General features: G+C 56.9%; 30 protein-coding genes and 3 tRNA genes. 13 read left to right on the top strand and 20 right to left on the bottom strand.

Translation table 11 applies throughout. The features are described 5' to 3' along the window. Window positions 1-178 precede the first annotated feature (178 nt). From ACGK9W_RS00640 to ACGK9W_RS00600, 9 genes are all read left to right on the top strand, one after another. A complete protein-coding gene (locus tag ACGK9W_RS00640) occupies window positions 179-1,927 on the top strand; it encodes a tetratricopeptide repeat protein (protein ID WP_405418739.1) in 1,749 nt (582 codons plus the stop codon). Continuing rightward, complete coding sequence (gene lolB, locus ACGK9W_RS00635; RefSeq protein ID WP_273073323.1) at window positions 1,924-2,556, top strand: lipoprotein insertase outer membrane protein LolB; 633 nt, start codon at window positions 1,924-1,926, stop codon at window positions 2,554-2,556. The genes ACGK9W_RS00640 and lolB overlap by 4 nt, the downstream gene beginning before the upstream one ends. Beyond that, window positions 2,553-3,416: a 4-(cytidine 5'-diphospho)-2-C-methyl-D-erythritol kinase gene (gene ispE / locus ACGK9W_RS00630; protein WP_405418737.1), complete on the top strand. Its 864-nt coding sequence runs from the start codon at window positions 2,553-2,555 to the stop codon at window positions 3,414-3,416. Before lolB ends, ispE begins: the two co-directional genes overlap by 4 nt. A 19-nt stretch (window positions 3,417-3,435) precedes the next feature. Continuing rightward, window positions 3,436-3,510, top strand: a tRNA-Gln gene (locus ACGK9W_RS00625). A 52-nt stretch (window positions 3,511-3,562) separates the two neighbouring features. Continuing rightward, window positions 3,563-4,513 carry a ribose-phosphate diphosphokinase gene (locus ACGK9W_RS00620; RefSeq protein ID WP_008176348.1) on the top strand — a complete coding sequence of 317 codons (951 nt, stop codon included), beginning with the start codon at window positions 3,563-3,565 and terminating at the stop codon, window positions 4,511-4,513. Window positions 4,514-4,679: 166 nt separating this feature from the next. Then, window positions 4,680-5,330, top strand: coding sequence for a 50S ribosomal protein L25/general stress protein Ctc (locus ACGK9W_RS00615; RefSeq protein WP_405418735.1), 651 nt, complete (start codon window positions 4,680-4,682; stop codon window positions 5,328-5,330). A gap of 30 nt (window positions 5,331-5,360) precedes the next feature. Continuing rightward, window positions 5,361-5,948, top strand: coding sequence for an aminoacyl-tRNA hydrolase (pth, locus tag ACGK9W_RS00610; RefSeq protein WP_014576222.1), 588 nt, complete (start codon window positions 5,361-5,363; stop codon window positions 5,946-5,948). 37 nt (window positions 5,949-5,985) lie between these two features. Beyond that, window positions 5,986-7,077, top strand: coding sequence for a redox-regulated ATPase YchF (gene ychF, locus ACGK9W_RS00605; protein WP_014576221.1), 1,092 nt, complete (start codon window positions 5,986-5,988; stop codon window positions 7,075-7,077). 92 nt (window positions 7,078-7,169) lie between these two features. Then, window positions 7,170-7,246: transfer RNA gene (locus tag ACGK9W_RS00600), tRNA-Met, on the top strand. Window positions 7,247-7,267: 21 nt separating this feature from the next. Here ACGK9W_RS00600 and ACGK9W_RS00595 read toward each other — a convergent pair. The 20 genes from ACGK9W_RS00595 to ACGK9W_RS00500 all read right to left on the bottom strand — a co-directional run bounded on the left by ACGK9W_RS00595 (window position 7,268) and on the right by ACGK9W_RS00500 (window position 17,228). Next, window positions 7,268-8,383 (bottom strand): tyrosine-type recombinase/integrase, encoded by a 1,116-nt coding sequence (locus tag ACGK9W_RS00595; RefSeq protein ID WP_405418732.1) that lies wholly within the window; start codon window positions 8,381-8,383, stop codon window positions 7,268-7,270. 220 nt (window positions 8,384-8,603) lie between these two features. Further along, on the bottom strand, window positions 8,604-8,999 hold the full coding sequence (locus ACGK9W_RS00590) for a hypothetical protein (protein ID WP_405418730.1): 396 nt from the start codon (window positions 8,997-8,999) through the stop codon (window positions 8,604-8,606). Beyond that, window positions 8,996-9,445, bottom strand: coding sequence for a hypothetical protein (locus tag ACGK9W_RS00585; RefSeq protein WP_405418728.1), 450 nt, complete (start codon window positions 9,443-9,445; stop codon window positions 8,996-8,998). Before ACGK9W_RS00585 ends, ACGK9W_RS00590 begins: the two co-directional genes overlap by 4 nt. Beyond that, a complete protein-coding gene (locus ACGK9W_RS00580) occupies window positions 9,442-9,750 on the bottom strand; it encodes a hypothetical protein (protein ID WP_405418727.1) in 309 nt (102 codons plus the stop codon). Before ACGK9W_RS00580 ends, ACGK9W_RS00585 begins: the two co-directional genes overlap by 4 nt. Window positions 9,751-9,908: 158 nt before the next feature. Next, the gene (locus tag ACGK9W_RS00575; RefSeq protein WP_405418725.1) at window positions 9,909-10,385 is read right to left on the bottom strand and encodes a hypothetical protein; all 477 of its coding nucleotides are present in this window, start codon (window positions 10,383-10,385) and stop codon (window positions 9,909-9,911) included. Further along, window positions 10,382-10,963 carry an HNH endonuclease gene (locus ACGK9W_RS00570; protein WP_405418723.1) on the bottom strand — a complete coding sequence of 194 codons (582 nt, stop codon included), beginning with the start codon at window positions 10,961-10,963 and terminating at the stop codon, window positions 10,382-10,384. Before ACGK9W_RS00570 ends, ACGK9W_RS00575 begins: the two co-directional genes overlap by 4 nt. Then, window positions 10,938-12,017: a hypothetical protein gene (locus ACGK9W_RS00565; protein WP_405418721.1), complete on the bottom strand. Its 1,080-nt coding sequence runs from the start codon at window positions 12,015-12,017 to the stop codon at window positions 10,938-10,940. Before ACGK9W_RS00565 ends, ACGK9W_RS00570 begins: the two co-directional genes overlap by 26 nt. Before the next feature lie 53 nt (window positions 12,018-12,070). Further along, window positions 12,071-12,352, bottom strand: coding sequence for a hypothetical protein (locus ACGK9W_RS00560; RefSeq protein WP_405418719.1), 282 nt, complete (start codon window positions 12,350-12,352; stop codon window positions 12,071-12,073). After that, window positions 12,345-12,644, bottom strand: a complete 300-nt coding sequence (locus tag ACGK9W_RS00555) for a hypothetical protein (protein WP_405418717.1) — start codon at window positions 12,642-12,644, stop codon at window positions 12,345-12,347. Before ACGK9W_RS00555 ends, ACGK9W_RS00560 begins: the two co-directional genes overlap by 8 nt. Continuing rightward, window positions 12,645-12,872 carry a hypothetical protein gene (locus ACGK9W_RS00550; RefSeq protein WP_273156404.1) on the bottom strand — a complete coding sequence of 76 codons (228 nt, stop codon included), beginning with the start codon at window positions 12,870-12,872 and terminating at the stop codon, window positions 12,645-12,647. 165 nt (window positions 12,873-13,037) lie between these two features. Beyond that, the gene (locus tag ACGK9W_RS00545) at window positions 13,038-13,298 is read right to left on the bottom strand and encodes a hypothetical protein (protein ID WP_209398782.1); all 261 of its coding nucleotides are present in this window, start codon (window positions 13,296-13,298) and stop codon (window positions 13,038-13,040) included. Next, window positions 13,298-13,645, bottom strand: coding sequence for a hypothetical protein (locus ACGK9W_RS00540; RefSeq protein WP_405418714.1), 348 nt, complete (start codon window positions 13,643-13,645; stop codon window positions 13,298-13,300). Before ACGK9W_RS00540 ends, ACGK9W_RS00545 begins: the two co-directional genes overlap by 1 nt. After that, window positions 13,639-14,268 carry an HNH endonuclease signature motif containing protein gene (locus tag ACGK9W_RS00535; protein WP_405418712.1) on the bottom strand — a complete coding sequence of 210 codons (630 nt, stop codon included), beginning with the start codon at window positions 14,266-14,268 and terminating at the stop codon, window positions 13,639-13,641. The genes ACGK9W_RS00540 and ACGK9W_RS00535 overlap by 7 nt, the downstream gene beginning before the upstream one ends. 5 nt (window positions 14,269-14,273) lie before the next feature. Continuing rightward, the gene (locus tag ACGK9W_RS00530; protein WP_286810815.1) at window positions 14,274-14,507 is read right to left on the bottom strand and encodes a hypothetical protein; all 234 of its coding nucleotides are present in this window, start codon (window positions 14,505-14,507) and stop codon (window positions 14,274-14,276) included. Continuing rightward, a complete protein-coding gene (locus ACGK9W_RS00525) occupies window positions 14,482-14,817 on the bottom strand; it encodes a hypothetical protein (RefSeq protein WP_405418710.1) in 336 nt (111 codons plus the stop codon). The genes ACGK9W_RS00530 and ACGK9W_RS00525 overlap by 26 nt, the downstream gene beginning before the upstream one ends. Next, a complete protein-coding gene (locus ACGK9W_RS00520) occupies window positions 14,810-15,001 on the bottom strand; it encodes a carbon storage regulator (RefSeq protein ID WP_375172483.1) in 192 nt (63 codons plus the stop codon). Before ACGK9W_RS00520 ends, ACGK9W_RS00525 begins: the two co-directional genes overlap by 8 nt. A gap of 24 nt (window positions 15,002-15,025) precedes the next feature. Then, window positions 15,026-15,223 carry a hypothetical protein gene (locus tag ACGK9W_RS00515; RefSeq protein WP_375172482.1) on the bottom strand — a complete coding sequence of 66 codons (198 nt, stop codon included), beginning with the start codon at window positions 15,221-15,223 and terminating at the stop codon, window positions 15,026-15,028. 13 nt (window positions 15,224-15,236) lie between these two features. Further along, on the bottom strand, window positions 15,237-15,626 hold the full coding sequence (locus tag ACGK9W_RS00510) for a response regulator transcription factor (protein WP_209398789.1): 390 nt from the start codon (window positions 15,624-15,626) through the stop codon (window positions 15,237-15,239). Between the two features lie 219 nt (window positions 15,627-15,845). Further along, on the bottom strand, window positions 15,846-16,292 hold the full coding sequence (locus tag ACGK9W_RS00505) for a hypothetical protein (protein ID WP_405418707.1): 447 nt from the start codon (window positions 16,290-16,292) through the stop codon (window positions 15,846-15,848). A gap of 21 nt (window positions 16,293-16,313) precedes the next feature. Further along, the gene (locus ACGK9W_RS00500; RefSeq protein ID WP_405418705.1) at window positions 16,314-17,228 is read right to left on the bottom strand and encodes a S24 family peptidase; all 915 of its coding nucleotides are present in this window, start codon (window positions 17,226-17,228) and stop codon (window positions 16,314-16,316) included. A 17-nt stretch (window positions 17,229-17,245) separates the two neighbouring features. Here ACGK9W_RS00500 and ACGK9W_RS00495 point away from each other — a divergent pair, with 17 nt between their 5' ends. The 4 genes from ACGK9W_RS00495 (at window position 17,246) to ACGK9W_RS00480 (ending at window position 19,124) form a co-directional block, all read left to right on the top strand. Continuing rightward, window positions 17,246-17,488, top strand: a complete 243-nt coding sequence (locus ACGK9W_RS00495; protein WP_405418704.1) for a hypothetical protein — start codon at window positions 17,246-17,248, stop codon at window positions 17,486-17,488. Between the two features lie 82 nt (window positions 17,489-17,570). Then, window positions 17,571-17,972: a hypothetical protein gene (locus ACGK9W_RS00490; protein WP_405418702.1), complete on the top strand. Its 402-nt coding sequence runs from the start codon at window positions 17,571-17,573 to the stop codon at window positions 17,970-17,972. Window positions 17,973-18,464: 492 nt separating this feature from the next. Further along, a tRNA-Met gene (locus ACGK9W_RS00485) sits at window positions 18,465-18,536 on the top strand. 177 nt (window positions 18,537-18,713) lie between these two features. Continuing rightward, window positions 18,714-19,124, top strand: a complete 411-nt coding sequence (locus tag ACGK9W_RS00480) for an endodeoxyribonuclease RusA (RefSeq protein ID WP_286810803.1) — start codon at window positions 18,714-18,716, stop codon at window positions 19,122-19,124. Window positions 19,125-19,146: the final 22 nt, after the last annotated feature.

Below are 19,146 nucleotides of genomic sequence, written 5' to 3'. Positions count from 1 at the left end.
AGCGGCCTGAGCTGCCACCCAAAACCACCGCAGCTTCGGCAAGTGCGGACAGGTTGGGCAAGATCAGGTGCTTATGCCATTATAGGGATTCGGCTGAGGCCGCGACCCGATCTACCTCAATTCCGGGGCTGGAGCGTGGTTATTTCAGATGCGTTTTCGACAGATCATGGGAAGTTGCATGCACAAATCCGTACCGTTTCTGTTTACCTGCCTGCTTGGCCTCACGCTGGCAGGTTGTGCCAGCCTCACCGGCACAGAGGAAGCGCCTGCCAAGAGCGAAACCGTCGCCGCTGGGGAAAAGACAGAACCACAACCGCCGGTTGAATACGCCGATTTTGAGCCCGAAACCCTCTATTTGCTTCTATCTGCCGAAATTGCAGCCCAGCGCGGACGCTACGACATTACCCTGGTTAACTACCTTAAGGCTGCCAAACAGTCCCGAGACCAGGTGGTGATCGAGCGGGCGATGCGAATCGCCCAATCCCTGAACGGCGATAACGCCCAGAAACAGCTCGCCGAGCTGTGGCTGGACATCGACCCGGATAATCTCCAGGCCCACCGGATTTCTGCGATCCAGGCCGTAAAGGGAAACGACCTCCAGACCGCCATCCATCACATGGAACGGATCATGGATCAGGGCGGCGATGCTGACTTCGACAGCCTTGCCGCTATGGCAGCCAATCTGCCGCCAGAGCAACAGCAGGAACTGCTCGCCCTTTATAATGAGATGTCGGACCGCCACCTCGACACCCCGGAACTGGAATACAGCATTGCGCTCCTGTTGAAAGTAACCGGGCAGCCACAGCAAGCCCTGCACAGACTCGAACCACTGCTGCAGGAAAACGCAAACTTCCAGCCGGCTATCATTCTCAAGGGCGACCTGCTCTACCAGACCGGTCAGAAAAGCAGCGCCCTGGATTACCTGCTGACCAACACCCGCCGCTTTCCGGGCAACCGACAGATGGGCACCCTTTACGGCCGCATGCTTATAAATGAAGGTGAATTGCAGGCTGCCCAGGATGAATTCAATCGCCTCGTAAAGCGGTACCCGGACACGCCGGGCCTGCGACTCTCTCATGCACTGGTCGCTCTTGAAAATGGGCAGACCGACCTGGCCCGGCAAGAACTGACACAACTGGCCGAACAGGGCCACCATACCAGCGAAGCCAACTACTACCTGGGCCGCATTGAAGACCAGGCAAGCAATACCGAGCAGGCCATTGGCTATTACCAGAGCGTGGAACAGGGCAATTACTACTTCCCGGCCCTGGCCCGCGCCAGCTCTCTGCTGGCCGAGAATGGCCAGCTTGAGGACGCCATTGACCGCATTCGCAGGCTGCGCGAAGCCAATCCCCGCCAGGCAGAGAACTTCTGGCTGCTGGAGGTGAACCTGCTGCTGGATCAGGACCAACAACAGCAGGCCCTGAGCACCGCCACGGAAGCCCTGGAAGAACATCCGGACAATATCGAGATCCGGTACGCCCGGGCCATGCTCTACGATGGCATCGGACAGCCTGCCTACGCCGAAGCCGACCTGAAGCACATTCTCGAACAGGAACCGGAAAACGCCGTTGCCCTGAATGCCCTGGGCTACATCCTGACCACCCGAACAGACAGACTGAGAGAAGCCCGCGGCTATATCGAGAAAGCGCTGCGGCTGGACCCGAACAATCCGGCCATCCTCGATAGCATGGGCTGGGTCCTGTTCCTCGAAGGCCAGCTCGAGCCGGCGCTCGACTACCTCTCCCGCGCCTGGGCCGCCTTCCCCGATCCGGAAGTTGCCGCTCACTATGGTGAGGCGCTGTGGATGAACGGAGCCGAAGAACAGGCCCGGATCATCTGGCAGGAGGGTCTGGAGCAGGACAGCGACCACGAGGTGCTCAGGGAAACCATTGACCGATTGACCAATAGCGGTCAGCCGGAATGAATCTGGTCCGAACCCTGGCAGCCTTGACAATGCTTGCCACCCTCGGCGCCTGCACTACGATCCAGATCGAGCCATTGCCGGAGGGCATGACAGACCAGCCTCCGGCTGACTGGACCACTCGCGCAGTCAGTCTCGACAAACTCGACCACTGGAAGCTGTCCGGGAAGCTGGCCGTACGCCAGCCATCCGACAGCGGAAGCGCCATCATCAATCACTGGATTCAGGATGGCGAAGCCTACGATCTTGCCCTCTCCTCATCGTTCCTCGGTATGGGCAGCACAACACTCAAAGGGGTTCCCGGGTTTATCGAGTTAACCCTGCCGAACGGCGAAACCTACCGCTCGGGCGAACCGGAAGCGCTGGTCGAGGCGGCCACGGGCTGGCAGCTGCCACTGGAGAACCTGACCTGGTGGATTCGGGGCCTGCCATCCCCCGCCAGCGACTATCGCCTGCTGTTTGATAATCAGGGCACCCTGGCCATAATCCGCCAGAACGGCTGGGAAATCCGCTACGACCGCTGGCAGGCCTTCCTCTCCGCTTACCCTGCGCTGCCCGCCCGGATTACCGCCCTCAAGGACGACAAGCGGGTGCGCCTGGTGGTCAGCGACTGGCAGGAGCAGCCCGAGTGACACCCGACCTGATACTGCCCTCACCGGCCAAGCTGAACCTGTTCCTGCACATTGTCGGCCGCAGGGAAGACGGCTATCACGAGCTTCAGACCTTGTTCCAGTTCCTGGACTACGGCGACGAGCTGAGCTTCACCCTGACACCCGGCGAGCCGGGGGTGACGCTCGCGGAGCCTGTTCCCGGTGTCGACGACGAGGACAACCTCATCATTCGAGCGGCCAGAGCACTCCTTGAGAGGGCTCAAGGCGACTTGCCCGGGGTCACCATCGGCATCACCAAACGGCTGCCCATGGGCGGCGGCCTGGGCGGCGGCAGCTCCAATGCTGCAACCACTCTGCTGGGCCTGAACCATCTCTGGCAGCTCGACTTGAGCACCGATGAGCTTGCCGGAATAGGCCTCGGCCTGGGCGCCGATGTGCCGGTGTTTGTCCGGGGCCATGCCGCCTTTGGTGAGGGAGTTGGTGAAACACTGACCAACGCAAATCCGCCGGAAGACTGGTTCGTTGTCCTCAAGCCCGGCTGCAACATAAACACTGGCAAGATTTTTTCCGAGCAAGGGTTGACAAGGAACACCCCGAGAATCAAAATAGCGCCCGCTTTTGAGGGAGACGCCTCGAGGTACCGAAACGACTGTGAGGATGTAGTTCGAAAACTGTATCCTGAGGTTAACCAGAGCCTGGAATGGCTTTCACAATTCGGACCTGCAAGATTAACCGGAACCGGGGCTTGCATATTTGGACGTTTCCCGACAGAATCCGCAGCCCGGATCATCTGGGAAAGCAAACCCTCCGGCGTCACGGGGTTCGTAGCTAAAGGGGTGAACATATCACCTCTACACAAAAAGCTAACAGAGCTGAAATGATGCCAAAAAAGCACGATACTGGGGTGTCGCCAAGTGGTAAGGCAACGGGTTTTGATCCCGTCATGCGCAGGTTCGAATCCTGCCACCCCAGCCACCTTTCTCCCGCTTCTTCTGAATCAAACGCCGATACTGAGAAGGATGCCGTCGTGTCCAAACTGATGATCTTCGCTGGCAACGCCAACCCTGAACTGGCTCAAGCGATTGCCCGCAAACTCCACATTCCCATGGGTCAGGCCACTGTTGGCCGTTTCAGCGACGGGGAAACCACCGTCGAGATCAATGAGAATGTCCGCGGCCATGATGTGTTCATCATCCAGCCGACCTGCTACCCCACCAACGATAACCTGATGGAACTGATCGTGATGGCCGACGCACTTCGCCGTGCTTCCGCTACACGGGTCACCGCCGTTATCCCCTATTACGGATACGCGCGCCAGGATCGCCGGGTACGCTCTACCCGTGTTGCCATCAGCGCCAAGGTGGTCGCAGACATGATTTCCAGCATTGGCGTTGACCGGGTCCTGACCGTTGACCTGCACGCCGACCAGATCCAGGGCTTCTTCGATATCCCGGTAGACAACATCTACGCCACACCGGTCATGCTTGAAGACATCTTCAAGCAGCGCTTCGAGAACTTTGTCGTGGTATCTCCGGACGTTGGCGGCGTGGTTCGCGCCCGTGCCGTGGCCAAGCGCCTGGACGACGCCGACCTTGCCATCATCGACAAACGTCGCCCCAAAGCGAACGTTTCCCAGGTGATGCACATCATCGGTGATGTCAAAGACAAGACCTGTATTCTGGTAGACGACATCATTGATACCGCCGGCACGCTGTGCAAAGCGGCCAACGCCCTGAAAGAACACGGCGCGGCCCGCGTGGTTGCCTACATCACCCACCCGGTTCTCTCCGGCCCGGCCATTGATAACATCAATGCCTCACAGCTGGACGAACTTGTGGTCTGCGATACCATCCCGCTGGGTGACAAAGCGCATAATTGTGATAGAATCCGCGTCCTCGGAATGGCCGGGCTGCTTGCGGAGTCGATTCGCCGCGTGAGCAACGAAGAGTCCATCAGTGCCATGTTCGAGAATGCCTGAGTGACCTTTCGGTCGTAATATCAAGGCATTACAAGCAGTTACCGGGTCGGGAGCCTACACAGGCTCCCGACTCTTTTAGTCAGCCGGAAAAATCCGGCTTTTCAGAAACATCACCTGATCCTACGCCTGGTCGCGGGCAGTTCAGGTGACGATTGAGGTTATTACCATGTCTCAGGAATTTGTTATCGAAGCATTTCCTCGTGACGATCAGGGGAGAGGTGCGAGCCGCCGCCTGCGTCGTGAGGAACGGAAAATCCCGGCCATCATTTATGGTGGCAACAAGGATGCAACTCCGATTGCCATCTGGCACAACGAGCTGAAGAAAGCCCTGGAGAACGAAGCATTCTTCTCCCACGTTCTGACCGTTGAGCTGAACGGCAAGAAAGAAAGCGTAATCCTGAAGGATCTGCAGCGTCACCCGTACAAGCCGATCCTGACCCACGCTGACTTCCTGCGTGTTGACAAGGACCATGAGATCCACGTCAACGTACCGCTGCACTTCATCAACGAAGACACTGCACCGGCTATCAAGCTCCAGGGCGGTGTAGCGAACCACCAGATCAACGAAGTTGAAGTGATCTGTCTGCCGCAGAACCTGCCCGAGTTCATCGAAGTGGACATGACCACTGTCGAAATGGACCAGGTAGTTCACCTGAGCGACCTGAAACTGCCGAAAGACGTCAAGATTGCCGCCCTGCTCCAGGGTGAAGATCACGACCTGCCTGTAGTGGCTATCCATAAGCCGCGTGGCGCCAAGGTTGATGACGAAGCCGAAGACGGCGAAGAAAGCGAAGAAGGCGGCGAAGACAAGGAGTAATCACTCCTTAACTGAGGAGGGCAACGGCGAATGGCGCAGGATATTGTCATGGTGGTTGGTCTGGGTAACCCCGGCGCTGACTACGAGAATACCCGCCACAACGCCGGCGCCCTCTTCGTGGAAGCTCTGGCTCGCACCGCGGGCCAGACGCTCCGCCCCGAAAAGAAGTACCACGGGCTCTATGCCCGCATTCAATGGCAGGGCCTGGACCTGCACCTCCTGAATCCGACCACTTTCATGAATCGCAGCGGCCTGGCCATCAAGGCGCTGGCAGACTTCTTCAAGATTCAGCCCCAACAGATTCTGATTGCCCACGACGAACTCGATCTGCCCCCGGGTACCGCAAAGCTCAAGAAAGGTGGCGGCCACGGCGGACACAACGGCCTGCGTGACGCTATCGCCCACCTGGGCACCAACGATTTCCAGAGACTGCGCATCGGTATCGGCCACCCCGGCGACAGCCGCAGGGTAACCGGGTACGTCCTCGGCCGCCTGGGCAAACAGGAAACCGAGGAACTGAACGCAGTGATCGACGAAATCATGCGGGTATTACCGGATGCAGCCAGCGGCAAACTCCCCGCCGCCATGAATCGCCTGCACAGTTTCAAACCGGTATAATCCGCTCAAATTTTTCCAGTACCAGCAGAGGCATTCCATGGGATTTAACTGCGGCATCGTCGGCCTTCCCAACGTCGGCAAATCTACCCTGTTCAACGCATTGACCAAATCCGGCATTGGCGCGGAAAACTTCCCGTTCTGCACCATCGAGCCCAACGCCGGTGTCGTCGCCATGCCGGACCCGCGCCTCAACAAGCTGGCGGAAATCGTAAAGCCGGAACGTGTCGTCCCGACCACCATGGAATTTGTCGACATCGCCGGCCTTGTGGCAGGCGCATCCAAGGGCGAGGGCCTGGGCAACCAGTTCCTGGCCAATATCCGCCAGACCGATGCCATCGCCCACGTGGTGCGCTGCTTTGAAGACGGCAATGTCATTCATGTCGCCAACAAGGTAGACCCGGCCTCCGACATCGAAGTCATCAACACCGAACTGGCCCTCGCCGATCTGGAAACCGTTGAAAAGGCCATCAAGCGGGTTCAACGCGTGGCCAAGAGCGGTGACAAGGAAGCCAAGGCCCAGCTGGAGATGTTCGAGAAACTGCTGCCCGTGCTGAACGAGGGCAAACCGGTGCGCAGCATGAACCTCGACAAGGACCAGATGGCCCTGATCCGGGAACTCTGCCTGCTGACCGTGAAGCCGACCATGTACATTGCCAACGTCAGCGAAGACGGGTTCGAGAACAACCCGCATCTGGACACGGTGCGCAAGATCGCCGAATCGGAAAATGCCGTGGTAGTACCCATCTGCAACAAGATAGAGGCCGAAATCTCCGAACTCGAAGACGATGAAAAATCCATGTTCCTGGAAGAAATGGGCATGGAAGAGCCAGGCCTGGATCGGGTAATTCGCGGGGGCTATGGCCTGCTGGGCCTGCAGACCTACTTTACCGCCGGGGTGAAAGAAGTCCGTGCCTGGACCGTAAAAATCGGCGCCACAGCGCCTCAGGCCGCCGGCGTGATCCACACCGACTTCGAACGCGGGTTCATCCGGGCAGAAGTGGTGAGCTACGACGATTTCGTTCAGTACAACGGCGAAGCCGGGGCCAAGGATGCCGGAAAATGGCGCCTGGAAGGCAAGGAATACATCGTGAAAGACGGCGACGTTATCCACTTCCGCTTCAACGTGTAATTTTTCAGGAAAAACTGGGCCCTAAGCCTTGACAGAAAGAGCCCAAATACTGAAAATACGCGCCTCGTTTGGGGCGATGCCCAAAGCGAAATGGCAAGGTAGCTCAGTTGGTTAGAGCACAGCACTCATAATGCTGGGGTCGGCGGTTCGACTCCGCCCCTTGCTACCAGTATTTCCAAAGGGTTGCGACTCACGTCGTGACCCTTTTTTTTCCCTCTGTGGGCATTTTGTGCCCAAACCGGAATTTCACCACGGCCACGCCATCGGAATCCGGTCCTCTCTTCTCCGCGATCAGCTCCACCGCTTTCACCAGTTCAGCGACCTCCGCCCCCGAGTAGTGTGTGGTAACCGATCCGCGTTTGTGCCCCAGGAGCTCTGCCCGGGTTTCTTCATTTACCCCTGCCGCCCTCAGCCTCCTGCCGAAGGTGTGCCGGAGATCGTGCCCACGGACATGGGTAAGCCCTGCCTTCTTCCGCCCTTTCCTCCAGGCATTATTGAAGATAGAGGCCACCGGCCGGCCGCTGAAGGTAAACACCTGGTGTTCGTGCTTCCCTCGCTGGCGGTTTACCACGGCTCTCGCCGTTGCATTCAGAACCACCAGACGGTCACAGCCGTTCTTCGTGACGCTGGCGGGCAGGATGAACCCGAACCCCTTGCCAGGTAGCGACACCTCCCACTCCCACTTCAGAGCGCAGATCTCGCTTTCCCGGCACCCGGTATGAACCGCGAACGCGGCCATATCCTTCAGGTGTTCCGGCAGCTCCTGGAAGAGCCTACCCTGTTCTGCCCAGGTCACCGGTGCTGGATCCCGCTTATCCTTCCAGTCCACATCCGGAATCATTGGCGCGGTTTCCAGCCAGGTCATCCCGTATTCGTCCCGCCAAAGTTCGGCACACAGCCGGAGAATTCTCCTGGCCACGGCCAGCGCCCGGTTAACAGTGCCAGACTTCGCACCTGCTTTCCGTCGCGCATCGATGAACTTTTGCAGTGTTCCGGAATGCACCTGGTTCAGGGGCAGTTTCCCGATGTGAGGATCCAACGACTTCAGATCCTGCACATCCCGCTTTATACTCCGCTTGTGTGCAAACTCCCGGGCATACCTGAGAGCTGCCTCCCGCCAGATTCGGCTTGGCCGAACACCGTAGACCGAAGCCTGGCGGATTTCCTCGAGCCTTCGGACGAGGTACTGCTCTGCCTCTACCCGATCGCTCGTTCCAGTGCTTTCGCGAATCCTCCGTCCGTTAATTCGCTTCTCGATGTGCCATGTCCCGCCACGGAGGCGGAGACCGTTCCCACTTTTCGACATGCTACTTCACTCCATTTTTGGGCCGGAGCACGCCCTCGCCGAGAAATATACTCGTCCAGGGCACTGTCCAAATCAAGGCGATCGAATCCCTTTCCGATATCGCCTATCGGAATTTCAGTGAGATACGGCCGAATTTCTTTATTAAAAACTTCCCGCCCCATGCCGCAATAGTCTGGGGCCTGGCCTGCCCGGATGATCCGCGGCTGAATCATTACTTCCGTCATGAAGGCACCCCCTCTGGCAGTGAATAGCGATACTGAAAGCCCCGATAGTTCCCCAGGTGCGGAGAAGAGCTGCCGAAATAGATCGGTTCAGCATGGATCAGTCCATAGTTGGCCATCAGGCCCAAGTGCCAGGAAAGAGTGCTCGTATCGACTGGCAGTCCGATCGCCTTGCCCATGTCGTACCAATGCACCGGCCCACCCTCTAGGACCTCCAGCACCCGGTCCATCAACCAGAACAACGTAGGCACGTCAAAGGTGCGCATGCCGCGAGCCTCTTTGTATCTGGCCGGAAACTCCTCGACTCGATAGATCCGAGTTGCTGGCGGCATGTAACCGCCGTGCTCAACCTCTGGTACTGGCGGATCCACCGAGAATAGCTCTGCTTGATTCATGAATTCACCTTGGCTCTCTTTCTCCTGGTCAACTCGGCAGATGATGCAGACTTATTTTCAAGCACATCCTCTGGCAGCAGCCCTTCTCCGCAATGTGGGCAGTTCGGAACCATCCGCCGCCCGCGCCATATCTTGTCCATCGCCTTAGCCGCGCGGCTGCGTAACTGGAAATCGGCGGCCTCCTTCGCCTCGTTCCATGTCCGCCAGATTTTCTTCCATGCCGAGTCGTGGCACTCAACCAGCCTCACGTATGCGTCAAACACGTCCACATCGTTTCCGCAGTCCTCGCACCAGATCCGGCGCTCCTGCTGGTCGTAGACCATTCTGTTGTGCCTGCAGGTTTCGTGATTGAATCGAGTCTTGCCGCGGGCAACTCGCACATCCCCGATATCCACAACGCGTACACCGATGTTGAAAGGGGCCGGTTCGATTGGGCGCTTGCTCACTTCACGTTCCTCCGCTCAAATTCCCGACAGATCACCACCTTCGTACCATCCGGCAGGGTGTTGCACACCGGCATTTTGTGGAACGGCAGGTGACTGCAGGGCCCGTTTCTGTGTTTGCAGGCTGTGCATTGCGAGCCTTTTGGCTGGAAATTAACCGGCTTGATAAGTTCGCCATTCCAGTCGCCACCAGGGCGCGGAAATGTTGCTCCGGTGCACCATTTCCATCCTCGCTCTGTACGCACCCAGTGCCCGCCGCCAATGGCCAGGGCTTTCGTTCCAATCGGTGCGTTCTCAAGTGTCAGCATGATCACCTCCCGCCGGCAGATCCGAATACTTCCGCCGCTTTACGGAATAGCGATAAACCTTCCCAGCTGCTGGCATCCGTGTATGTGAGCAGGCCAGTACATGAGTTGGCGTGCGGCCTGCGCAATCGTGGTCTGTTAAGTTTACGGTGATGTATCGGTTAGTCATGGGTGTTCTCCATTTGGTCGGCTTTTTTGCGCAATTCTGAGATGCGCTCACTCATAATTTCCCGTGTGTCTTTTCTGCTTGCCAGCCATGCAACCGATTCAACCGCCTCTGCCTGCTTATGAAGGACGTGTTTACGTCCAGACTCGGTAACCATAGCGTGATACTTGCAAGGATTTTCTTGATCGCAGGAACAACCAGTCATATCGGATAGTTGAATCCTAAGCTCCGCCACCCTAGCCAGCGCCCTATCCAGATCGGCATCCAACTTCTCTTTAGTCGCCTTCATATCGCCAAAGTGCATCATCACATCAAGGCTTGCCTGGCGGACTCGTTCGCTTTCTTCCCTGGCTGCGAAAAGCTCATATTTAAGATCGGTCCATTCATCGCTTTTGATGTGCACGCGCTCAACACAAACGCTGTTGCCGCTCATAAACCGCCGATCAATAACGTCAAAGATTGAATCACTCACTTCTCACCTCCGATATCTGGCTCGGCTGGGCTGCAAGCTCTTCCGTGCCTATCCGAAAATCCAAAGCTCTCATACGCGTCGTTTCTTGCGGTAACTGCATCTTCATAGTGTCGAAACAAACCGATGACCCTTGGCTTTTTATTTACCTGAATTTTGACCAGCCACTTAGATCTATCCTTCCTCCAATAAACTCCTGATGTGCCATGAGAATTTGACGAATAAAGCTTTTGGTTTTGCTGGTTTATGGAGCTATCAGCTTCGCGCAAGTTGGACCATCTGTTATCGCTTTTGTGGCCGTTTATATGGTCGATCATTGACCGAGGCCATTCGCCAACCTTCAGGGCAAAGGCGATCCGGTGAACACCATAACTGCGGCCCGCAACCCATACAGTCAAATATCCTTCTTTGGGAGATCCTGCTTGCCGGCCAGGGTAGATCGCATTCCAGCGCTTATGGGCGCTGCTGTTCTGGAAGTGCCATAAAGGTCTTTCTTTCCAGAATAAAAGCCCGGTGTCTTCTTGGTATTCAAAGCACTCTCGCAAATAGCCTGCGTCAATCATTAGCACCACCACTTTCACGCTTAACCCACTCCCCCTCTGGCTTATCGGCTGGCGGGATATTAGATAGCAGGGCTTGCAGTTCGTCTCTAACCGCTGGCAGCTCGCCTTCGCCCCAAGGGGACACGTCGCCATTCAGGTGAAAGCCTGCTATACCTTCAGATTCATCCATGATCGACAGCTCATCTACGGCACGCTGCACGGCCTCGCGCCACCCCTCCGGCACTCCCTGCGCCTTGGGTGGGTGGGTGTAGAGCGGAATCGTGTGCCAAGCGGATTGCTTTTTCCGCACGCAATCATCTAAATCAGACATATCGCCATCCCACCAAAAGACCGGCTCCGAATCCTGTCCTCGGTCATGCTGCGCGCAGCGTCCCTTTAGACCACGCAACTCCTTAACCATTGCCAGAAGCTGGTCATGTTTTGCCTTGGCAGCTGCTTCGCTGGCCGGCCACTCTCCAGAAATGGTATGTGACAGCATAATGTCGTAGGCCATACTACAAAGCTCAGCGTTAACCGAATCGATCAAGCGATCCTGCTTGCTTTGTCCACTGATGGCGGAATCCAGTGAGTCTTCAAAATGCTCGTTATCGAGGCGCTGCTCTTCTTCCATTGCTCCGAGAGCATCTTCAATAGGTACATCCGGCCCCTGGAAGAGCGGGTCAATATCTTTCTCCGGAACAGGGTTGGTACCGTCATCAATGTCGGCACCATTTTCTGAGTCCGCTGGCTCATTGAATCCGCACTCGTTGCAGTACAAAGCATCACAATCTGGATCGGCTGGGCTCACCTGAGTCATTTTTGCCCCGCAGTGTGGGCAGCTGTAATCAGAGGTATGTTCGGCTGGCGGCGTGATGGATAGCGCTGACTCTGCTCTTTCGGCAATTCGGCTCAGGTCGTTACAAAGAGCCACAATGTTGTCCGCTCGGCCAGCTGCCAGCAGTAGCTCCGTCACTTCTTCGACATTCTCCAAGAAGCATTCAGCAACGTATTTGAGTGCGGAAACATCCGGCACCCCGCGCTGTGTGCGGCCTGCTTGCCATATTTCCCACGCAACATCTTCGCTGACATCCATTCCCCAGGCTTGCTCCCTGAAGTGTCGGTCAAATGCCTCTCTTTCATGCTCTGTCACAGCAATCTGTCCTGTATCGTAGTCCTCGGCTCCGGCCTGTTGGTCACATCAACCAGGTGAACGAACGGCTCGGGCTCGTGGCTGTTGCATATTTCGGTGGCGAACACCTCGGCGCCGTGCAGATCGCACCGGCCCCAGGGTGTGCGTGTTGGCTTTGGTGCGCTGGCGGACTGGCCCTTGAACGGACAGTGCTTGTCCTCGGCATAATCTGCATGGCTGTAGTGTTCACAGCTGACACAAGCCCTGGGCATCTGCACCTGTGGCTCCAAGTCAGTCACTTTCCACCTCATGTCCACGTGGCTTTCCGCGCAGGCACTTACCATCCGGCCCCATATCGAACGGGCAGTTACATTCGGGATAGCTGCACACGTTTTCCTTTCGTGACATGTCACGATCTTTGTAAACCAGTGCGAGGATGTACTCGGTCTGGTCGTCGAACTCCCGAAGCCGGGCCGCCTCCTCGATCGCTGCCCGTTCGTTGGCAGCCAGCTCCATGGTGAAGAGCTTCATGTCCAGGAACTTGTTCCGCTCACGCTGGCGGCGTTTACGTTCGGTTGGTGTCATGGCCATTTACATCTCCCCCAACACATTCAGCGCCTTCCGGCCCGCCTTCATCAGCGCCTTTCTATGGCTGATCTTCTCGATGCCGTTGGCGTTCATGTAGTGCAGCGTCTCGGCAACTTCAGTAAGTGTGCGAACCGGGCTGCTTCCGGCGTTCAACACCATGGACACCTCGCAATCATGGGCGGAAGAGCCAATAATCATGGCCACCCTTTTCTTCTGAGCTTCCGTCAGCATGCTTCCCTCTCCTGATTCTTCAGATGCTCCACCCACACTTGCCACTGCTCAGGCTGGAGCCATGTTCCGTCTTTCAGCACCGCGCAGCCGCTCGAATGTAGGTAGGCCAGCCCGGTGCGCTCGATGAGCTCGATAATCGCCTCAGCGCGATCCTCTTGGCTCAGGTCAGTTACCTGCGTGTGCACTGCGTACAATCCTCGCTATTCGGCTGACTGTGTGGTGGCAGCTGGGTGATGATCCGTCCCGCTGGTAGTGCGGCAGCCGTCGATCGAGCAGGCAGACCAAGATCTCCCGCTTCATGTGCCTGAGAATCTGGAGCTCGTGCTTCATTTCGGCCAGTTCCAGGAGCGCTTCCCGCTTGCTGGCTTCTGCCTTGTCCCGCTGATCGTTAAGGCTGAGGATGGTTCTGGCTGTATTCCCGTCCATCAGACCCTCCCATGCTGGTTGCGGAATTCATTGACGAATCCACCGGCGAGCTTCAAAAAGTCTTCACGGGTGTAAGCGCACCACTTCTTCAGGTCGGCAATGACCTGGTCGAAGTACATCCACGGCTCAATCTGTTCGCGCTGCAAACCTATCGGTGCGTCCTCATATCTGATCTGCCCGGCGCCCTCGCAAGTCGGACACTCCTCTTCCTTTTCATGACCGCAACAGGGGCAGTCCTCGATGATCTCGCCCTCGCCGTCACAACGCCGGCACTCAAGAAGCGGGTTTTCTTGCTCTATGATCTGCCTCTGCTCGGCTTCCCAATGCTCATAGCTTGCAATCAACATGTCAGCTCCCGTTTCCGTTTGTTCGCTGCCAACTTGATCTTGGCCAGGTTATGGAGCACATCGAAGCTCCCCTCTGGCGGGTTCTCCATGGCGAAGAACTTATTCAAGATCGCGTTCTCCGCCCTGCTCACCAGCACCAGGTTGTCCGGAGAGAAGTTCTGCTTATCACCATCCTTCAGCCGCACAATGTGCTTTGGCGGTACCGGCCGGCCGTGGTATTCCTCCCACTTCAGGACGTGCACGAACTTCCAGTTCTTGTAGGCCCTGCCAATCGGCGCGTCATCGCGCACCTTGCGCTTCCTATAGCCGTAGGCATCGACAACCTCGGTACCGATCGGCTGCTGGTTCGCGGGGGCATGCCCAGCCTTGAACTGACTCTCAGCGATTCGCCCGCCTGGCTGATAACTGACGCCTTTGTTCCAGCTGGTTTGTCCTGGCCGAAAGCACCCTGGCTTCTCTCGTTCCAGATACTCCGGAGACTTTTTCAGACCCAGCACCGTGGCGCGGTTCTTGATGGCCAGGTAGGAGCAGCCCAGAACCTTCGCGATCGTTCGGTTCGGAGTGTCCGGATACATTTCTGCTAGCCACTGATCGTCTCTCGCCGTCCACTTTTTCCCGGCCATGGCGCTTACTCCTTGTTCTCCAGCAGCTGGGGCATCTTGTAGAGGCTTCCCATTTCGGTCCGGTGCTTCTCGGCATCGAGGACCAGGCGAGAGCTGGAAACGATTTCCTTGCTCACACTGGTAACGGCCTGCGCTCTTTTCAGCTCGGCATCGAGGGCCTCACCCTTCAGGTTGGGGTCATTCAACCGGTTCAGCTGGTCAAAAAGAGAGTCGTTAAGCTTGCTGAGATTGCTGGCCATTGCTCGGATCCTCCGTGGATTCGTTGTCGACTTTCTCCAGCAGCTGCTCCGCGTTCCGGATCGCTGCCAGGTATGTGTTGATGCATGAAATCGGAACGCCCAGCTTTGCCATTGAGGTGAGATCCCGGAGCACCTGGTAGAGCTCGTCAGCGTGTCGGGACTTGGCCGTTTCCACCTGGAGCGGTACCACCCTGCCCCAGTCGACCATGTCGTCACCTACCTGGTTAGCCAGTGCCGCTTTCACCTGGTCCGGGGTTCCTGCAAAGCAGGAAAGATTCCCGAAAACCTCATGGGCATAGCACTCAGCCATGACTAGCCTCCGCCTTCTTCCGCTTGTAGATCTCTTCACGGTCAATCGTGGTCGCCTCAGGTGCTGAAACCGCCATTCGTATCTGGGGGCCGTTGGTTCCCAGCACTGTGACCTCCACGATCTCCCCGCTTGGAGTTTCAATCACAATCGTTTCGCCGGGGCGCCTACTCAAAATCAGTGCCATAACTTTCTCCTTGGTTATCGGTAATCAGGCCACACCCGGGCCCGGCTGGCGGATTTCGCGAATCCGAGCTGGCATCCGGACAACGTTGCCCTGCTCTTTCGGTACCGCCTTGTAGTTCCTCCCATCACTGGAAAGCCGAAGCTCGCAGCCCAGCGAGGCCAGGGCCTCCATCATCTGGCCCTGGGTAACCTTTTCCGGAAGTTCGATAGTCAGCGTTGCCATGGTGTTCTCCTGGTTAAGCACGGAATTCGCGGATCGCGGTACGGCCAATCACGCTGCGCACGGCTGGCGGACGGGTACCGGTCATTGGTGTGGGTCTGCTGCGCATTGCCGGCAGCGCTGAGAAAGCAACAAGCATCCAGGCAAGCATCCGGGCCCGGAACAGGCCCTGCATCCAGCCCTGGGAAACCAGGTCCAGCCGAGTCAGGGCGTGAAACTGGTCCTTCGCTTCATCCAGGTGCCACTCAACAGTGGCTGGGGAAATGCCCAGCTGGCGGGCAATGGCCTTTGTGCTCATTGAACGGGCCGCCAGCACGACGACTTCGGCACGGCGCGGTGGTAGCAAGCTTGCGTCCGCCAGCTCCACTTCCATTCGGGGGTAAGTTGGTTTTTGTCTGCGACCCATTTGTTGTCTCCCTGATCAACGTTATGGGTAAAGATTACCTTCGGGTAAACGCTATCGTCAATACCTTTAGGTAATCTTTTTTGATTTTATTTTCCGGCCTTGAAAAGAATCCTGCGAAATCACGGGTTTAAAAGGTGCGATTTGATCTAAGGGAGGGAGTATTGATGAGCACAAAAAAACCCGCTCGATGGCGGGTTTCGTTCTTTGCTTTGCAAGCTTTTAGTCTGTGGGCAAGTCCAGCTTAACGCCAAAGCTGCCAGTGTCTTTCCGGCCTCTATCCCAGCCCCCGACAATGACTGCCTTGCAGGTTGCTTCTGCGTCTTCCTTGCCCAGTTTCTTCATCTGCCTTCTGTAGCTGCGGGCGTCTTCCTTTGAGAAGTATCCAACCGTTTTAGAGTCGATGTCTACGCGGACAGCCTTCTTGTCATATGGATTGTCGTCTTCCATCACAATGAGAGCTTCAGTGTAATGCTCAGCTCCCTCCGTGGTTTTGCCGCCAGCTATTTTGGAAAGGCTTTTCTGGTAATTGGACTCTCCGACAATATCGAAGTCGTATTCGCCTGGCCCAGGTAAAGGTACAGGATCAGCCTGGCGCGATCCGATTGACCTGATGAATCCCAGGCCACCTAACAACAAGAGAGTAACGGCAAGAATTGTCCAAGACACTAAAACGGTTCCTCCAATCCCCTATCGAAGCACAGACCACCAGAATACGCGGCCAATTATCTGAATGTTATTGTCGATCACTTCCTGAGCCGAGTACTCCTCGGCGGGGTGTTCGGCCACATTTTGGCTCACAATCTTGATTCCGCCACCTGGTCTACGGTGCAGGTACTTCACCCGGAGCATGCCGTCGTGGTCGATCGCGTATATTTCTCCGTCCCGGATAGCGGTGTCACCGGTGTTCACGCCAACACAGGTGCCGTCCGGCATGACCGGTTCCATGCTGTTGCCCCGGACAAAGGCACAGGCCGCATTCTCTTCGACCACCCCTGCCCTGGATAACGTGGATTTTGCAAAGCGGAGTTTGGCGCCGTGGTTCTCGATTACCTGAGTCTGGCCCGCGCCGGCGGCCAGCTCGACTTCCCTGAACAGAGGCAATTCAACTTCATCCTCATCCAATGGCGTGTTGCTGTCCCAGGCATCCATGTGCCCGAAGAACTCCAGTTCGTCTCGGTCTTTTGCCGCGCCATGCGCTTTATCCTTCGCTGGCGTCGCAGTAAACGACACCTTGGCGGCCCTGTTCTTCGCATATTCTGCAATCTTCGATGAGGAGAGCTCATCGGAGTCAGATCCAATTGCCTGGTGCGCTTCTGCACTGATAAAGACAACGTTATCCATTGCTCCCCTATCAAGGTGCAGGCTCTCTTCAATATGGCGAGCGAAAATCTCGCCGACGTTCTTTTTTCCCTTCAGAACACGCGAAACATAGTCAGGCTGGCGGTCTATAGCATCAGCCAAACGCTTCTGCTTGCCGCCAAACCTCTCATTTATCAATCGCGCAAGGTTTTGCCTGCGCACTTCATGAATATCCATCCCGCAAGAATATTTAACGCTTACTCTTTGGTAAATGTCCTGCGGGTTGACAACATAGTTACCCATGGGTAAATATTGTGGGCATGAAATCACTTCGACTTTACCTCAATAGCATGTCGAGAGCTGAACAGGAGGACTTTGCAGCCAAGTGCAAAACCTCTCTGGGCTATCTCCGGAAGGCGCTCTCTACCCGTCAGAAGCTCGGTATTGAGCTCACCTCTCGTCTGCACAAGCACTCGGGCGGAGCCGTTCGTGCTACCGACATTCGGCCAGACGTTGACTGGCGAGAGTTCCGCTCGGTTCTTGATCCGCCTGAGGCGGCCTGATGGTTTCTATTAAACCACTCCGGAGCTGGCGGAATACCCGCCTGACTATGGGTGGATATCTGTACAGGGTTTGGAGCAAGTAATGGCAAAGCTGGTGAAAGACGTTAACCCGAAGGCGCCAGAGCCCACATTTGCACAGCAGTACGCGGCCGCCCTGTTTGTTGCGGCCATGGGTGCGGAGAACGTGGGGGTTGGCACGTCAAGCAGGGTGACTTGGCCCTATTACGTCACTCGCCCGCACCTGGTGGCGAAGGAGGCCGCTGAGCTGATTATAGGTGTCCATACTGCCTTGCTAGAAGCAGCGCCTCCTCAGAATCTTGAGCGGATTTCGAAAGAATGGCGACAACGTCTCGACGACCAGTTCGAAGACCTACCACACAGTGATGCCACCCGTTCTCTAAAAGAACTACGTCGCCTTTCTGAAGAGGGTGATCGGTTGTGTGGTGAGTCGGGTTGCTGTCGTCGTTGTCGGCCTCGAATCTGAGTTTATATCTGGGCATATCAATCCTCCCTGGATGAATTTGCAGAGGGAAGTGTAGCCCAGACACGAAATGATGCAGGCGCGAGCTGCAGCGCCACCAGAAGCAGCCGGTAAAGCTGGCCAGGCGAAAGCCAAGGTGCCGACATTGCAGCCGGGGACAGGGTCCCGGCGATAGAACGCCAGCAGACTGAGGCAAAGGTTTCCCACGACCACCGCCCTCGCTGATCAGTCCGCCTGGCTCCCGTAAGGAGCCCGTATGCGGGAGGGCTCTGCTCCCATGACCAAGGTGACTTGGTAGGTCTCCCCGGGCCTGCGAGTCAGGTAGAGCCCTCCTCGGATGCGGGAAACGACGTGGCCGGTCGCAGCGCGTAAAGGTTCCGGCACCGCATCAAACGCAATGACATTGCGAACTTGTGGCTCCCACCGGTAGGGGGTCCCGGGTGGCACCGGATTAACAAATGCCAGAGCGGTGATACCGGAAAACCCGCCAGTTATGCAGGCATGGAGAAACGGTGTCTCGCTGGGCTCATAACCCGGATATCGGAGGGTTCGACTCCCTCGCCTGCTACCAGACAACGCTTTGAGGTGGACCATGCAATCACTTGGTGAATGGAACGCCTACGTTGCCGCCGGCGCCGATCGGGAAGAGAGAAAGGCCCGGCTGGCGGAGTGTCCGGAGTCACTACGCGAAAACGTGACATGTCACGTTAAGACAGTTTTTGAATTACGCAGTCGGAGCAAGCAATGCCAGAGAAACTCGAAATCAAACTTCCCTGGCCGCACAAGGCCCTGAGTCCGAACTCCCGAGGGCATTGGGCGAAGAGGGCCCGGGCTGCGGAAGTCTATCGCTACACCTGCAAGATGATTTCGCTGGAGACCATCCAGGCGGGCAAATGGGATCTGACGCCCCTGCGGGAGCTGGTCGAAGCTGGCGGCCAAATTCATGTGTTCCTGGACTTCCACCCGCCCAACCGGCGGGCCCGGGACGACGACAACATCATTGCAGCGTTCAAGTCAGGCCGCGACGGGCTGGCGGACGCACTGAAGATCGATGACTGCCACTTCCGGACACATCCATTTCTGAAACGCGACGAGATCGTCAGGCCGGATGGAGAGATTCGGGTGGTGATTACGGGGAAAGGGCCAGAGGCCTAGAAAAAGAAAACCCGGCTCAAAC

It is taken from the genome of Marinobacter flavimaris (genome assembly GCF_045057155.1).
Taxonomy (GTDB): Bacteria; Pseudomonadota; Gammaproteobacteria; order Pseudomonadales; family Oleiphilaceae; genus Marinobacter; species Marinobacter manganoxydans.
This window is presented reverse-complemented; position numbering and strand designations above follow the sequence as displayed.